This is a genomic window from Arenimonas malthae CC-JY-1, from assembly GCF_000747075.1.
Classification (GTDB): Bacteria; Pseudomonadota; Gammaproteobacteria; order Xanthomonadales; family Xanthomonadaceae; genus Arenimonas; species Arenimonas malthae.
Window position 1 is genome coordinate 1 of sequence record NZ_AVCH01000211.1, and the last position, 13,869, is coordinate 13,869.

General features: G+C 70.1%; 12 protein-coding genes and 1 pseudogene. 7 read left to right on the forward strand and 6 right to left on the reverse strand.

The genetic code is table 11. From position 1 onward, the window contains the following. The 4 genes and pseudogenes from sufC to N790_RS14165 all read right to left on the reverse strand — a co-directional run. Positions 1 to 99 (reverse strand): annotated as a pseudogene (gene sufC, locus N790_RS16195) (Fe-S cluster assembly ATPase SufC); the annotation flags it as partial. A gap of 64 nt (positions 100 to 163) precedes the next feature. Then, positions 164 to 1,606 (reverse strand): Fe-S cluster assembly protein SufB, encoded by a 1,443-nt coding sequence (gene sufB, locus N790_RS14155; RefSeq protein ID WP_043805306.1) that lies wholly within the window; start codon positions 1,604 to 1,606, stop codon positions 164 to 166. 1 nt (position 1,607) lies between these two features. After that, positions 1,608 to 2,063, reverse strand: coding sequence for an SUF system Fe-S cluster assembly regulator (locus tag N790_RS14160; RefSeq protein WP_043805308.1), 456 nt, complete (start codon positions 2,061 to 2,063; stop codon positions 1,608 to 1,610). An 84-nt stretch (positions 2,064 to 2,147) separates the two neighbouring features. Next, positions 2,148 to 3,182, reverse strand: a complete 1,035-nt coding sequence (locus N790_RS14165; RefSeq protein ID WP_043805309.1) for a VIT1/CCC1 transporter family protein — start codon at positions 3,180 to 3,182, stop codon at positions 2,148 to 2,150. Positions 3,183 to 3,278: 96 nt separating this feature from the next. Between N790_RS14165 and N790_RS14170 the strand changes: the two genes are divergently transcribed. From N790_RS14170 to N790_RS14190, 5 genes are all read left to right on the forward strand, one after another. Further along, positions 3,279 to 3,761 (forward strand): SET domain-containing protein, encoded by a 483-nt coding sequence (locus tag N790_RS14170; RefSeq protein WP_043805311.1) that lies wholly within the window; start codon positions 3,279 to 3,281, stop codon positions 3,759 to 3,761. 87 nt (positions 3,762 to 3,848) lie between these two features. Beyond that, positions 3,849 to 6,080, forward strand: a complete 2,232-nt coding sequence (locus N790_RS14175) for a DUF5916 domain-containing protein (RefSeq protein ID WP_043805312.1) — start codon at positions 3,849 to 3,851, stop codon at positions 6,078 to 6,080. A gap of 100 nt (positions 6,081 to 6,180) precedes the next feature. Then, entirely contained in the window at positions 6,181 to 6,750 is a 570-nt protein-coding gene (locus tag N790_RS14180; protein ID WP_043805314.1) for a GbsR/MarR family transcriptional regulator, read from the forward strand. Then, the gene (locus tag N790_RS14185) at positions 6,747 to 8,090 is read left to right on the forward strand and encodes a cytochrome ubiquinol oxidase subunit I (RefSeq protein WP_043805315.1); all 1,344 of its coding nucleotides are present in this window, start codon (positions 6,747 to 6,749) and stop codon (positions 8,088 to 8,090) included. The genes N790_RS14180 and N790_RS14185 overlap by 4 nt, the downstream gene beginning before the upstream one ends. 1 nt (position 8,091) lies before the next feature. After that, the gene (locus tag N790_RS14190) at positions 8,092 to 9,084 is read left to right on the forward strand and encodes a cytochrome d ubiquinol oxidase subunit II (protein ID WP_043805317.1); all 993 of its coding nucleotides are present in this window, start codon (positions 8,092 to 8,094) and stop codon (positions 9,082 to 9,084) included. A gap of 4 nt (positions 9,085 to 9,088) precedes the next feature. On the opposite strand, the gene fusA is transcribed toward N790_RS14190, so the two are convergent. Beyond that, the gene (gene fusA, locus N790_RS14195; protein ID WP_043805318.1) at positions 9,089 to 11,125 is read right to left on the reverse strand and encodes an elongation factor G; all 2,037 of its coding nucleotides are present in this window, start codon (positions 11,123 to 11,125) and stop codon (positions 9,089 to 9,091) included. Between the two features lie 176 nt (positions 11,126 to 11,301). Further along, positions 11,302 to 13,155 (reverse strand): sulfotransferase, encoded by a 1,854-nt coding sequence (locus N790_RS15410; RefSeq protein ID WP_052385986.1) that lies wholly within the window; start codon positions 13,153 to 13,155, stop codon positions 11,302 to 11,304. 95 nt (positions 13,156 to 13,250) lie between these two features. Between N790_RS15410 and N790_RS14205 the strand changes: the two genes are divergently transcribed. Both N790_RS14205 and N790_RS16200 read left to right on the forward strand, forming a co-directional pair. Further along, positions 13,251 to 13,679: an OsmC family protein gene (locus tag N790_RS14205; protein ID WP_043805322.1), complete on the forward strand. Its 429-nt coding sequence runs from the start codon at positions 13,251 to 13,253 to the stop codon at positions 13,677 to 13,679. Next, the coding region (locus N790_RS16200; RefSeq protein ID WP_211252007.1) for a hypothetical protein at positions 13,672 to 13,869 on the forward strand (198 nt) is incomplete at its 3' end. The genes N790_RS14205 and N790_RS16200, both read left to right, overlap by 8 nt.

The following is a 13,869-nucleotide window of genomic DNA, read 5'->3' on the forward strand; positions in this document are numbered from 1 at the left end:
CATGATGGCGTGCACCTGGCCCGGCTTCACCTCGAGCGAGAGGCCCTTGAGGATTTCCTTGCCGGCGACGCTGGCGTGGAGGTTTTCGATCTTCAGCATGTTGGTTTCCTGAGGCATTTCTCCCTCCCCCGCCTGCGGGGGAGGGTTGGGGAGGGGGCGCCCGTCAGCCGACGGCGCCTTCCAGCGAGACTTCGAGCAGCTTCTTGGCTTCCACCGCGAATTCCATCGGCAGCTCGCGGAACACCTGCTTGCAGAAGCCGTCGACGATCATCGACACCGCGTCCTCCTCGCCGATGCCGCGGCTGCGGCAGTAGAACAGCTGGTCGTCGCTGATCTTCGAGGTGGTGGCCTCGTGCTCGACGGTCGCCGTCGGATGCTTGACCTCGATGTAGGGGAAGGTGTGCGCGCCGCACTGCTTGCCGATCAGCAGGCTGTCGCACTGGGTGTAGTTGCGGGCGCCGGCGGCGGTCTTCTCCATCTTCACCAGGCCGCGGTAGGTGTTCTGGCCGCGGCCGGCGCTGATGCCCTTGGAGATGATCTTGGACTTGGTGTTGCGGCCCAGGTGGATCATCTTGGTGCCGGTGTCGGCCTGCTGGCGGTGGTGGGTGAGCGCCACCGAATAGAACTCGCCCACCGAATCGTCCCCGCGCAGCACGCAGCTGGGGTACTTCCAGGTGATGGCCGAGCCGGTTTCCACCTGCGTCCAGGAGATCTTCGAGCGCGCGCCGCGGCACTCGCCGCGCTTGGTCACGAAGTTGTAGATGCCGCCCACGCCGTTCTCGTCGCCCGGGTACCAGTTCTGCACCGTGGAGTACTTGATCTCGGCGTCTTCCAGCGCCACCAGTTCCACGACCGCGGCGTGCAGCTGGTTCTCGTCGCGCTGCGGCGCGGTGCAGCCCTCGAGGTAGGACACGTGGCCCTTGTCCTCGCAGATGATCAGGGTGCGCTCGAACTGGCCGGTGTGGCCGGCGTTGATGCGGAAGTAGGTGCTCAGCTCCATCGGGCAGCGCACGCCCCGGGGGATGAACACGAACGAGCCGTCGGAGAACACGGCGGAATTGAGCGCGGCGAAGTAGTTGTCGCCCACCGGCACCACGCTGCCCAGGTACTGGCGCACCAGCTCGGGGTGTTCCTTGATGGCCTCGGACATGGAGCAGAAGATCACGCCCTTCTCGGCCAGCTCCTTGCGGAACGTGGTGCCGACCGACACCGAGTCGAACACCGCGTCCACGGCGACGCCGGCGAGCTTGGCGCGCTCGTGCAGCGGCACGCCGAGCTTGTCGTAGGTGTCGAGCAGCTCCTGCGGCACCTCGGCCAGCGACTTGTACTTCGGGCCCTTGGGCGCGCTGAAGTAGCTCAGGGCCTGCAGGTCGATCGGGCCGATCTCGAGCTTGGCCCACTCCGGCGGCGTCATGGTCAGGAAGTGGCGGTAGGCGGCCAGGCGCCATTCGGTCATCCACTCCGGCTCTTCCTTGCGGGCCGAGAGCGCGCGGATGACGTCTTCGTCCAGGCCCGGCGGGAAGGTGTCGGATTCGATGTCGGTGACGAAACCCGCGTCGTAGCGGCGCGAGAGCTGCTGGTGGATCTGTTCGTTCTGGGTGGCCATGTCAGCCTCCGGCCGGCGCGTTGGCCAGCGTCATGGGAATGGCCTTGCGCGCCGCGGCGGGCGGCAGCATCTCGGCCAGGGTGATGCCGCCGAGCGCCTCGGCGATCACGTCGTTGATGCGGCGCCAGTGCGTCTGCACGCCGCAATGCGGTTCGAGTTCGCAGGTGGAGTGTTCGCCGGAGCACTCGGTCATGCCCAGCGGGCCTTCCATGGCTTCGACGATGGCGATCAGCGGGATGGCGTGGGCGGGGCGGGCCAGGCGGTAGCCGCCGGTCGCGCCGCGGAAACTTTCCACCAGGCCGGCATGGGCCAGGGGCTTGAGCACCTTGGCCACCGTGGGCGGCTCCAGCCGGGCCCGCTCGGCCAGTTCGGCCGACGAATGCACGCGCCCGGGCGCCTCGGCCAGGGCGACCAGGATGACGGTGGCGTAGTCGGTGAGCTTGGTGACGCGAAGCATGGCGTCGGCCTGGCGGGTCCAATCAGGACCGAAATTGTACGCTTTGGCCCCGCCGGGCTCAATCCACGCGGCGTGAAGCCTGTCTCAGGCCACGTCCACGCCGATCAGCCGGCCGATCAGGAACACCGTGGCCCCCGCCAGCGCGCCGATGCCCAGCATGCGCAGGCCGCCCATCCACGGGTTCCGGCCCGAGAACAGGCTCATGGCCGCGCCGGTGCCGAACAGGCCGGCCGCGGCCAGGCCCGTGCCCCAGTACGCCGCCTGCGGCAGCGCGCTGCCGGCGAAGAAGGGCACCAGCGGCACCAGCGCGCCCACCGTGAAGGCGCTGAAGGAAAACACCGCCGCGCCGATCGGCGAGCCCAGGTCCTCGGGGTTGAGGCCCAGCTCCTCGCGCGCCAGCACGTCCAGCGCCTGCTTGGGGTTCTGCACCAGCTGGTGGGCGAAGCTGCGCGCCTGTTCCGCCGGCATGCCGCGGGCGATGTAGATCAGCGCCAGCTCTTCGGCCTCGGCCTCCGGGTATTGCTTGAGCTCGTCGGCCTCGAGGCCGATCTGGTATTCGAACAGCTCCCGCTGGGAGCGCACCGAAACGTATTCGCCGGCGGCCATCGACAGCGCGCCCGCCAGCAGGCCGGCGATGCCGGTGGCCAGCACGGTGCCGGTGCCGGCCTGGGCGCCCACGACGCCCAGGATCAGGCTGGCGTTCGATACCAGGCCGTCGTTGACGCCGAAGATGGCCGCGCGCAGGTTGCCGCCGCCCACGGTGCGGTGGCTCAGCCCCACCTGGGCCAGGTCGGTGGGCAGCAGGTGGCCGCCCAGCGCCGCGGTGTAGGCCGAGAGGCCGCGCACCTTCAGCGCCGCCAGCGCGGGCTTCACCCGGCGCGGGCCCAGGCGCCGCGCCAGCGCGGCCACCAGCCGGGCGCGCGGCGTGGGTTCGAAGGGCAGGGGCAGGGCCTGGCCGGCGTTGGCCGCGGCTTTTTCCCAGGTGCCCGCCTGCTCGTCGGCGGCGTCGGCCAGCGAATCGAACAGCGCGGCGATGCGCGGGTCGCGCTCGGCCTTCGCCAGGGCCCGGTACAGCCAGGCCGACTGCTTTTCCTCGCTCCAACTGTTCGCCGGGTCCATCGTTCGCCTCCCCTGGTTGCGCACAGCATAAGCCGGGGCTGCGCGGCGCGCGCGGATTGGCGACAATGGCCGCCCCCTCGCGCCACGGAACGCCCCATGCCCAAGAAGATCGAAGCCCGCCGCTCCGCCATCCACGGCAACGGCGTCTTCGCCACCGCGGACATTGCCAAGGGCGAACGGGTGGTGCGCTACAAGGGCCTGCTGCGCACGCACGAGGACGCCGACCGCGTTTATGCCGACGACCCGGACACCGGCCATACCTTCCTGTTCACGCTCAACGACAAGTACGTGATCGACGCCAACGTCGACGGCAACGTCGCGCGCTGGATCAACCACAGCTGCGAGCCGAACTGCGAGGCGGTGTTCGAGGAAAGCGACACCGGCAAGAAGCGCAAGGACCGTATCTACATCGAGGCCATGCGCGACATCGCCGCCGGCGAGGAGCTGACCTACAACTACGGCATCGTGCTGGCCGAGCCGCACACCGAAAAGCTCAAGAAGCTCTGGGCCTGCCGCTGCGGTTCGCCCGGGTGCACCGGGACCATGCTGCAGCCGAAGAAGGGCCGCAAGAAGGCCTGAGGCCGCCCGGCGCGGCATGACCAATGGGCCTCGGCGTCGCCGGGGCCACCACCCAGAATGCCCGGGCCTCCCGCCCACGGTGCCCGCATGAAGCCTGCAATCCCCCTGTTCGCGCTGGCCTGCGCCGCGCTGCCGTCGCTGGCGTCCGCGGTGGTCGTGGACGGCGTGCTGTCGCCCGGCGAATGGGACGGCGCCCGGCACGTCACCGAATTCACTCAGGTGCAGCCGCTCACCGGCGAGCCGGGCAGCCTGCGCACCGAGGCCTGGATCAAGGCCACGCCGAACGGACTGGCGGTGGCGTTCCGCAACGTGCAGCCGGCCGGCGTGCCGCGCAGCCAGCAGCGTACGCGCCGCGACCAGATGGGCCAGCTCGACCGCATCAACGTGATGGTGGACTTCGACGGCGACGGCCGCACCGGCTACGACTTCGTGGTGAGCCTGCCGGGCGGCATCGCCGACGAGGTGATCACCAGCGAGCGCAACTTCAACGACGACTGGGACGGCCACTGGCACCACGCCACCTCGCAGGACGACGAGGCCTGGTACGCCGAAGTGCTGGTGCCCTGGCACGTGGCGCCGATGGCCAAGCCGGAGAACGGCACGCGCACGCTCGGCATCTACCTCGACCGCGTGGTGGCGCACACCGGCGAACGCATCGCCTGGCCGGCGGCCAGCTACCAGCGGCCGCGTTTCCTGTCCGACTTCGCCCGCGTCGAAGTGCCGCACTACGAGCAGGCCCTGCTGGCGGTCACGCCCTACGTGGTGGCGGTGGACGACCGGATCACCGGCGACACCGATGTCGACGCCGGCGCCGACCTGTTCTGGAAGCCCAGCGGCCAGTTCCAGCTGTCGGCCACCCTCAACCCCGACTTCGGCCAGGTGGAAAGCGACGACCTGGTGGTGAACTTCGGCGCGGTGGAGAGTTTCTTCGGCGACAAGCGCCCCTTCTTCACCGAAAACCAGGGCCTGTTCGACGTGCCCTTCGGCGCCGGCAACAGCCGCCTGCTCTACACCCGCCGCATCGGCGCGCCGGCCGACGACGGTTCCGGCGCCGGCGACGTGGCGGCCGCCGTGAAGCTCAACGGCAGCCTGGGCCAGGTGCGCTACGGCCTGCTGGCGGCCACCGAGGACGGCGACGCCGGCCGCGATTTCCTGGCCCTGCGCGCCACCCGCGATTTCGGCGCGCACGACCTGGGCGGCATGCTCACGCGCGTGGACCGGCCCTTCCTGGACCGCGTCGCCACCGTGTATTCCACCGACCACCTGTGGACGCCGGACGACACCTGGACCATCCGCTCCCAGCTCGTCGTGTCCTCGGTGACCCAGGCCGGCGAGCGCCGCGACGACCTCGGCTTCCAGTCCCGCATCGACCAGGCCTTGGGCAACGGCTGGCGCCAGCAGCTCTACCTGCTGCACCTGGGCGACGGGCTCGAGCTCAACGACATCGGCTACGTCGACCGCAACGACTTCAACTACGTGCGCTACGAACTGGCCCGCCGCGAGGACGCACCGCCGGAAGGCTCGCGCTACGCCTCCTACGAAACGCGCTGGGCCGCCTCGGTGCGCCGCAACGACGGCGGCCTGGCCATCGCCGAGGCCGCGGCCGTGCAGCGTTACGCCGAGCTGCGCGACGGCGGCAGCGAGTTCTGGGACCTGGCCGGGTTCACGCCCGGCCACGACGACCGCATCACCCGCGGCAACGGCGTGGTGCGCGTGCCCGAGAAGCTCTACCTGTTCTGGGAGCGCTCGCGCCCGCAGCGCGGCGACTGGTCGCTGTACGGCTACGCCCGCGCCACCGCCGAGGGCCTGGACGGCGCCCGCAGCCTGGGCCTGGAACTGCAGTTCGAACCCACCCTGCACCTGGGCGACAACCTGGCCCTGCAGGGCGGCTTCGGCCTGCAGCACCAGCCGGACTGGCTGCTCTGGCGCGGCGGCAACCTGCTGGGCAGCTTCCGGGCCGACACCGCGCGCATCGGCGCCAACCTGCAGTGGCAGCTGGGGCGGCGCCAGGAGCTGCGCGTGAAGCTCGAGGCGATCGCGCTCGACGCCCGCCTGCGCCAGGCCTGGCGCGTGGCGCCCGACGGCGAGCCGGTGGCCAGCAACGACCCCGTGCCCGACTTCACCCTGCAAAACCTCGGCTTCCAGGTGCGCTACCGCTTCGAAGTGGCGCCGCTGTCGGACCTGTACGTGGTCTACGGCCGCGGCGGCCTGGCGGTGGAAGACGGCAGCCGGCCGCTGGCCGAACTGCTCGGCGACGCCACCTCCCTGCGCGACGCCGAGCAGTTGCTGGTGAAGTTCAGCTACCGCTTCGCCAACTGAAGCCGGTGATGGCTGGCTGAACAGCCGGCCCGGGCCACTTGCGTTGGTTTGACCTGTGTCATTTAATGTTTCAGAAATTTCTGAAACTTCGGATGGCGACATGGACCTCCCCCCGCTCAGCCAATCCTTCGTGCTGCATTTCGGTGAAATGGGCAGCCGATGGGGCATCAACCGCACGGTGGGGCAGATCTACGCCCTGCTGTTCATATCGGCCCAGCCGCTGACGGCCGACGAAATCACCGACAAGCTCGGGGTCAGCCGCTCGAACGTGAGCATGGGGCTGAAGGAACTCTCGTCCTGGCGCCTGGTGCGCCTGAGCCACCGGCCCGGCGACCGCCGCGACTTCTACACCGCGCCCGACGACGTCTGGGCCATCTTCAAGACCCTGGCCGAGGAACGGCAGCGGCGCGAGGTGGACCCGACCTTGTCGATGCTGCGCGACGCGCTGCTGGAAACGCCCGAGTCGCCCGAGGAGCGCCACGCCCAGGCCCGCATGCGCGAGATGCACGACCTGATCGAGCAGCTCACCGAATGGTTCGCCGAAGTGCGCAAGCTTTCGCCGTCCACGCTCGAGAAGCTGATGTCGCTGGGCGCCAAGGCCACCGCGCTGCTGCAGTTCACCGAAAAGATGCGCGGCGCCGCCCCGGCCAACGAGGAGAAAGCCTCGTGAACGAACTCGACCCGGCCCTGCTGGCGCGCATCCAGTTCGCGGCCAACATCAGCTTCCACATCCTGTTCCCGACCATCACCATCGCGCTGGGCTGGTTCCTGCTGTTCTTCAAGCTGCGCTACCTGCGCACCGGCCAGCCGCACTGGCTGGACGCGTACTACTTCTGGGTGAAGGTGTTCGCGCTCACCTTCGCCCTGGGCGTGGTGAGCGGCATCACCATGAGCTTCCAGTTCGGCACCAACTGGCCGGGCTTCATGGAAACGGTGGGCAACATCGCCGGGCCGCTGCTGGCCTATGAAGTGCTGACGGCGTTTTTCCTGGAGGCCAGCTTCCTGGGCATCATGCTGTTCGGGCGCAAGCGGGTGGGCGAGCGCATGCATACCCTGGCCACGGTGCTGGTGGCCGGCGGCACCACCTTCTCGGCCTTCTGGATACTGGCGCTCAACTCCTGGATGCAGACGCCGGCCGGCTTCGAAATGATCAACGGCCAGGCGCACGCCACCGACTGGTTCGCGGTCATCTTCAATCCGTCCTTCCCCTACCGCTTCTTCCACATGCTGCTGGCCTCGGGCCTGACCGCGGCCTTCCTGGTGGCCGGGCTGTCGGCCTATCGCTGGCTACGCGGGGATCGCGGCGGCGACGTGCGCGGCGCGCTGCGCGCGGGCGTGCTGGTGGCGGCGGTGCTGATCCCGGTGCAGATCTTCCTGGGCGACCTGCACGGCCTGAACACGCTCGAGCACCAGCCGGCCAAGGTGGCCGCGATGGAAGGCGTGTGGCAGGACGAGAAGGGCGCGCCGGCGCTGGTCTTCGCGATTCCGAACGAGGAAACGCGCAGCAACGACTACGCCATCGGCATCCCCAAGCTGGCCAGCCTGATCCTCACCCACGACCCCAATGGCGAGATCAAGGGCCTCGACTCCTTCCCCGGCGAACACCCGCCGGTGGCGCCGGTGTTCTGGGGCTTCCGGGTGATGGTGGGCGTGGGCACGCTGATGCTGCTGGTCTCGTGGTGGACCGCCTGGCGCCTGCGCCGCGGCGGCGAGCCCACGACATGGCAGGCGCGCGCGCTGCTGGCCATGACCTTCTCCGGCTGGGTGGCCACGCTGGCCGGCTGGTACGTGACCGAAATCGGCCGCCAGCCCTGGCTGGTGACCGGCGTGCTGCGCACCGTGGACGCCATCTCCGCCACGCCGGCGCCGGTGATCGGCATCAGCCTCACGGCCTACCTGCTGCTCTACGCGGGCCTGCTGGCGAGCTATGTCTCGGTGCTGTTCTACCTGGCCCGCCACCGCGGCAAACCCGACCACCGCCCGGCCGTGGCCGGCCTGCAGGAGGCCTGAGATGGAAACGACCCTGCCGCTGGTGTTCACGGCCCTGATGGCCGTGGCGATGCTGCTGTACGTGGTGCTCGACGGTTACGACCTGGGCGTGGGCATCCTGCTGCGCGGCGCCGGCGACGCCGACAAGGACCGCATGATCGCCTCGATCGGCCCGTTCTGGGACGCCAACGAAACCTGGCTGGTGCTGGGCGTGGGCCTGCTGCTGGTGGCTTTCCCGATGGCGCACGGCGTCATCCTGGGCGCGCTGTACCTGCCGGTGGCGGCCATGCTGGTCGGCCTGATCCTGCGCGGCGTGGCCTTCGACTTCCGGGTGAAGGCGCGCGCGGCGCACAAGCCGCTGTGGAACGGCGCGTTCTGGGCCGGTTCGGTGCTGGCGGCGTTTTCGCAGGGTTACATGCTGGGCAGCTACGTGCTGGGTTTCCGCGACGACCTGGTCGGCACGCTGTTCGCCGTGTTCATCGGCCTGTGCCTGGTGGCGGGTTATGCCCTGCTGGGCGCCGGCTGGCTGGTGCTCAAGGCCGAGGGCAAGCTGCGCGCGAAGGCGCTGCGCTGGGCCTACGCCAGCCTGTGGCTGACGGGCCTGGGCATCGCGGCGGTGTCGGTGGCCACGCCCTGGGTCAGCCCGCGCATCTTCGCGAAATGGTTCGCGCTGCCGAACCTGTTCTTCCTGCTGCCGATCCCCGTGCTGACGGCGCTGGTGTTCGCCGCCGCGGAAGGCGCCCTCCGCCGCCTGCGCAAGGGCGAGACGACGCGCGACTGGCTGCCGTTCGCGGCGGCGGTGCTGCTGTTCGTGCTGGCCTTCGCGGGCCTGGCCTACAGCCTGTTCCCCTACCTGGTGATGGACCGCATGACGCTGTGGCAGGCCGCCGCCGCGCCCGAGTCGCTGCTGATCATGCTGGTCGGCGCCGCGGTGACGCTGCCGATGATCGGCATCTACACGGTGTACGTGTACCGCGTGTTCTGGGGCCGCAGCGCCGAGCTCAGCTACGAATGACGGGTCAGTCCTCGTCGTGGCGGGGTTTGTAGGCTTCGACGAGCTGCTTCTGCACCTGCGGGGGCACCGGTTCGTAGTGGCTGAACTCCAGGTCGTAGCGACCGCGGCCGGCGGTGGCGCCCTTCAGCTCCGCCGCGTAGTCGCCCAGTTCCGACAGCGGCACCTGCGCCTTGACCACGATCTCGCCGCCGCGGCCGGCGTCGGTGCCGTGGATGCGCGCGCGTTTTCCCGCGAGCTGGCCGGTGATGTCGCCCATGTGCGCCTCGGGCACGCTCACGGTGAGGTCGACGATGGGCTCGAGCACCTGCGGCCGGGCCTTGAGCACCGCGTCCAGGAAGGCCTTCTTGCCGGCGGCCACGAAGGCCACTTCCTTGGAATCGACGCTGTGGTACTTGCCGTCGTACACGGTCACGCGCACGTCCTGCAGCTGGTAGCCGGCGATGGCGCCGCCGTGCAGCACCTGGCGCACGCCTTTTTCCACCGCCGGGATGAACTGGCCCGGGATGGTGCCGCCCTTCACCGCGTCCACGAACTCGAAGCCGCGGCCCCGTTCGAGCGGCTCGATGCGCAGGAACACTTCGCCGAACTGGCCGGCGCCGCCGGTCTGCTTCTTGTGCCGGTGGTGGCCCTCGGCCGGCGCGGCGATGGTTTCGCGGTAGGCGATGCGCGGCGGCCGGGTCACCACGTCCACGCCGTAGCGCTCGCGGATGCGTTCGAGCATCACCCGCAGGTGCAGTTCGCCCAGGCCGCGGATGACGGTTTCGTTGAGCTCGCCGTTGTGCTCGACGTGGAAACCCGGGTCCTCCTCGGCCAGCCGGTGCAGGGCCGTGGCCAGCTTCTGCTCCTGGCCGCGGGTGGCGGCCTCGATGGCCAGGCCGAACATGGGCCGCGGGAACTCCAGCGGCCGCAGGCGGATGTCGTCCTCGTCGTGGCTGTCGTGCAGCACGGCGTCGAAGTGGATCTCGTCCACCTTGGCCACCGCGGCGATGTCGCCCGGGATGGCCTGCGCGATCTCCACGTGTTCCTTGCCCTGCAGCCTGAACAGGTGGCCCACCTTGAACGGCTTGCGGCCGTCGTCGATGAACAGCTGCCCGTCCTTGCGCACGGTGCCCTGGAACACGCGGAATACGCTGAGCTTGCCCACGAAGGGGTCGTTGATGATCTTGAAGACGTCGGCGATCACGTGCGCCGACGGATTGGGCGTGGCGGTGATGGGCTGGCCGTTCTTCTCGAAGGGCGGCGGGTTGCCTTCCAGCGGGTTGGGGAAGAGTTTCTCCGCCAGGTCCAGCAATTCCTTCACGCCGGCGCCGGTGCGCGCCGACACGAAACACACCGGCACCAGGTGGCCTTCGCGCAGGCATTGTTCGAAGGCATCGTGCAGGGCCTGGCCGCTCAGGCCCTCCTCGCCGACCTCGAGGTAGCGCTCCATCACCTGCTCGTTGATCTCGACCACCTGGTCGACGATGCGCTGGTGCGCCTCCGCCACCGGGCCCAGGTCGGATTCGCCGCCGGGGTTGAAGAAGCAGTCCACCACCCGCGTGCCTTTCCCGGCGGGCAGGTTGATGGGCAGGCACTCGGGGCCGAAGGCCTCGCGCAGCTCTTCCAGCAGCGCGGGCAGGTGGCCCGGGTCGATGTCGATCTTGTTCACCACCAGCACGCGGCACAGGTTGCGCGCGCGGGCGTACTCCATCATCCGGCGCGTGCCGTATTCCACGCCGGTGGCGGCGTTGACCACCACGGCCACGGTTTCCACCGCGGAAAAGGCCGAGAGCGTCGGGCCGCGGAAATCGGCGTAACCGGGGGTGTCGATCAGGTTGACGTGGATGCCGGCGTGGTCGGTGCTGGCGATGGCGGTGTTGAGCGAATGCCCGCGCGCCTTCTCCATCGGGTCGAAGTCGGACACCGTGGTGCCGCGTTCGAGGCTGCCTGCCGCCTGGATCGCGCCGCCGGCATGCAACAGGGCTTCGAAGAGGGTGGTTTTGCCGGCGCCCGGGTGGCCTGCCAGGGCCACGTTGCGGATGGTTTCGGTGGTGTAGGACATGAGGCCGTCTCTCCCTTGAAGAGGGTGGATAGGCCGTCATGGTCGGCGGCGCGATGGCGCTGCCTTCGGTCGTTTTCGCGCGACCGCGCGTCGGTCATGGCGGAAACCCGGCCGCAGCCGGGGCACCTAGCCTTCCACCGCCGGCCGCCCGGGTCAACTGGCGGGGGCGGGCGGGCTCAGCGGGCCGCGCGCGCGGCGCGTTCGACGGTGTCGCGGATGGCCGCCAGGCGCGGTTCGATGGCGTCGGCGTGCTTGCGCCACTTGTCCGGCGCCGGCGTGCTGAGCGTATAGCGTGACAGCGGCAGCACGCCGCCCAGGTCGCGGTCCCAACCCCAGCCGGCCCAGGCGCCCAGGCGCTCCACGGTGGCCTGCGGGTCGGCCAGGAAGGCGTCGTGGTCCACCGCCGTCCAGTCGTCGCGGCCCAGGGCCTGCAGGTCGCCCAGCAGCACCCGGGTGGCGGTGTCCCACTGCGCCGCCACGATGTCGGCCAGCGGCTTGCCGGAGAGCTCGCGCCAGCCGGGCGTGAGCAGGAAGGACCAGGGCAGGCCCTGCCAGCCGGGCAGGTTGGGGTACATGACGAAGCGCCCGGAATTCCAGCCTTCGATCATGCTCGCCAGCACCTGGCGCGGGTCGCGGTGCAGGTAGATGAAGCGCGCGCCGGGGAACACCGCCTTCAGGAACGGGATGCGCAGGGCGTTCTTCGGGGTTTTTTCCAGCAGGCGCACCGGGGCGTCGCCGGGGGCGTGGCCCTCGCGGTCGCGCAGGGCGTCGAAGAAACGCTGGCGCAGCTGCGCGGCGATCCCGGGCGTGGCGTCTTCGGCGAGCAGGCGGTTGGACTCGTGGCCGCGCTGCGCGGGCGCCAGGCCCGGCACGCCTTCGATCAGGGCGTGGCTCTCGTCGCCGATGGTGAACACGCCGGGCGCGCCCACCAGGGTTTCGAACAGCAGCGTCGAGCCCGAGCGCGGCGGGCTGACGATGAACACCGGGCGGTCGAAGCTGGCCTCGCTGGCGGCGCGGCGCTTGGGCGCGGCGGCCGCGGCCTGGGCCGGGGCGTCGCCGTGCACGTCCCTGCGCATCACCAGGTTGGGCCCGGCGTCGTCGGACAGCGCCACGCCGAACACCAGCATGTCGAGCATGTGCATCAGGGCCACTTCATTGCGCAGGCCAATCTCGCCGGCACCGCGGGCCAGCGCATCGGCGCGGCCCTGGGCGAGCAGGGCGCGGTAGCGCGGCCAGCCCGCCTCGCGCTCGCCGAAAGCCGACCACAGGCCGTGCCAGCGCCGGGCGAAATCCAGCAGGCCCTGCTGCACCACCGCCAGGCGCGGGTTGGGCACGCATTCGCCGAGCAGGAACACGAAGTGCTCGCGCACCTCCCAGGGCGTCATCACCACCGGCGCGTTGACGCTTTCGAAATCGATGGCCACGTCGCCGCGGCCGGGCAGCGGTACCGGGCGCGGCTGCCAGCCCGGGATCACGCGGCCGGCGGGGCGGCCCTGCGCCACCAGGTCCCAGAAGCCGGCGCCACCGACGGTGTCGGCCACCAGGTGGATGCGGGTGCGGTTGTTTTCGTTCACCACCCGGTGCCGGCGCCAGGTGTCGAAGATCCAGCATTCGCCGGCGGCCATGTTGATCTCGGCCTCGCCGGCCTGGAAACGCACGTCGGGCGTGGTGGTGATCGGCACGTGCACGCGCATGCGTTCGCGCCAGTAGTAGTTGGTGTCCACGTGCGCGGTCACCTCGGCCTGGCCGGACAGGCGCATCAGGCGCGAGCGGCCCCAGGTGGCGCCGAGCGCGGACAGCACTTCCTTTACCCGCGGGAGTTGCCCGAGCACCGGGGTCGGGCGCATTTCGCCGGCCAGGTCGTCGTTGTCGGGTTCGCCGTTCGTGGCCACCAGGGTGAGCGCGCTGTTGCCCGGCAGATTGTTCGGGTGCGGGCGCCAGTGCGATTCGTCGACCCGGGCGATTTCGTGCGCCAGCGCGTCGGCATCGAAGGACACCGGCAGCTGGAGGAAGGGGACCTGGAGTTTCATGGGCCCATGGTAACGGCCGGATCGGCAGGCGGCCAATGCGCACCGGCGTACACTGGCGCCCCGGCCGCGCCGCGGCCGTCCACGGGAGCACGACCATGGGATTCAAGCGCCACGCCACCGCCCACTGGGAGGGCGACCTCAAGTCCGGCCAGGGCCGCATGAGCACGCCCCAGAGCGGCCTGTTCGAAGGCACCCGCTATTCGTTCAACACCCGCTTCGGCGAAGAGAAGGGCACCAACCCCGAGGAGCTGCTGGCGGCCGCGCATGCGGGCTGCTACTCGATGGCATTGGGTTTCATCCTGCAGAACGCCGGCCACGTCGCCACCCGCATCGACACCCGCGCCGACGTGCAGATGGAAACCACGCCGGGCCCGCATGTCACCGGCGTGCACCTCACGGTGACGGCTTCGGTGCCCGGCATCGGCGCCGACCAGTTCGCCGCGATCGCCAACGATGCCAAGGAAAACTGCGTGATCTCCAAGGTGCTGGGCATCCCGGTCACGCTGGACGCGCGGCTTGTCTGAGCGGACGTGCGGCGCCGTGTTCGTGCACGGCGCCGGTGGTGGCGGCTGGGAATGGGCGGCGTGGTGCCGGGTGTTCGCGGCGGCGGGCTGGGACGCGCTGGCGCCGGATCTGCGGCCCGCACCGGCCGGCCTGGCCGCGACCACGCTCGCCGACTACGCGGCGCAGGTACAGGGCTGGGTGGCCGCCGCG

Coding starts and splice junctions, on each gene's coding strand:
- sufB (WP_043805306.1), bottom strand. CDS start 1,606: ATGGCCACCCAGAACGAACAGATCCACCAGCAGCTCTCGCGCCGCTAC.
- N790_RS14160 (WP_043805308.1), bottom strand. CDS start 2,063: ATGCTTCGCGTCACCAAGCTCACCGACTACGCCACCGTCATCCTGGTC.
- N790_RS14165 (WP_043805309.1), bottom strand. CDS start 3,182: ATGGACCCGGCGAACAGTTGGAGCGAGGAAAAGCAGTCGGCCTGGCTG.
- N790_RS14170 (WP_043805311.1), top strand. CDS start 3,279: ATGCCCAAGAAGATCGAAGCCCGCCGCTCCGCCATCCACGGCAACGGC.
- N790_RS14175 (WP_043805312.1), top strand. CDS start 3,849: ATGAAGCCTGCAATCCCCCTGTTCGCGCTGGCCTGCGCCGCGCTGCCG.
- N790_RS14180 (WP_043805314.1), top strand. CDS start 6,181: ATGGACCTCCCCCCGCTCAGCCAATCCTTCGTGCTGCATTTCGGTGAA.
- N790_RS14190 (WP_043805317.1), top strand. CDS start 8,092: ATGGAAACGACCCTGCCGCTGGTGTTCACGGCCCTGATGGCCGTGGCG.
- fusA (WP_043805318.1), bottom strand. CDS start 11,125: ATGTCCTACACCACCGAAACCATCCGCAACGTGGCCCTGGCAGGCCAC.
- N790_RS15410 (WP_052385986.1), bottom strand. CDS start 13,155: ATGAAACTCCAGGTCCCCTTCCTCCAGCTGCCGGTGTCCTTCGATGCC.
- N790_RS14205 (WP_043805322.1), top strand. CDS start 13,251: ATGGGATTCAAGCGCCACGCCACCGCCCACTGGGAGGGCGACCTCAAG.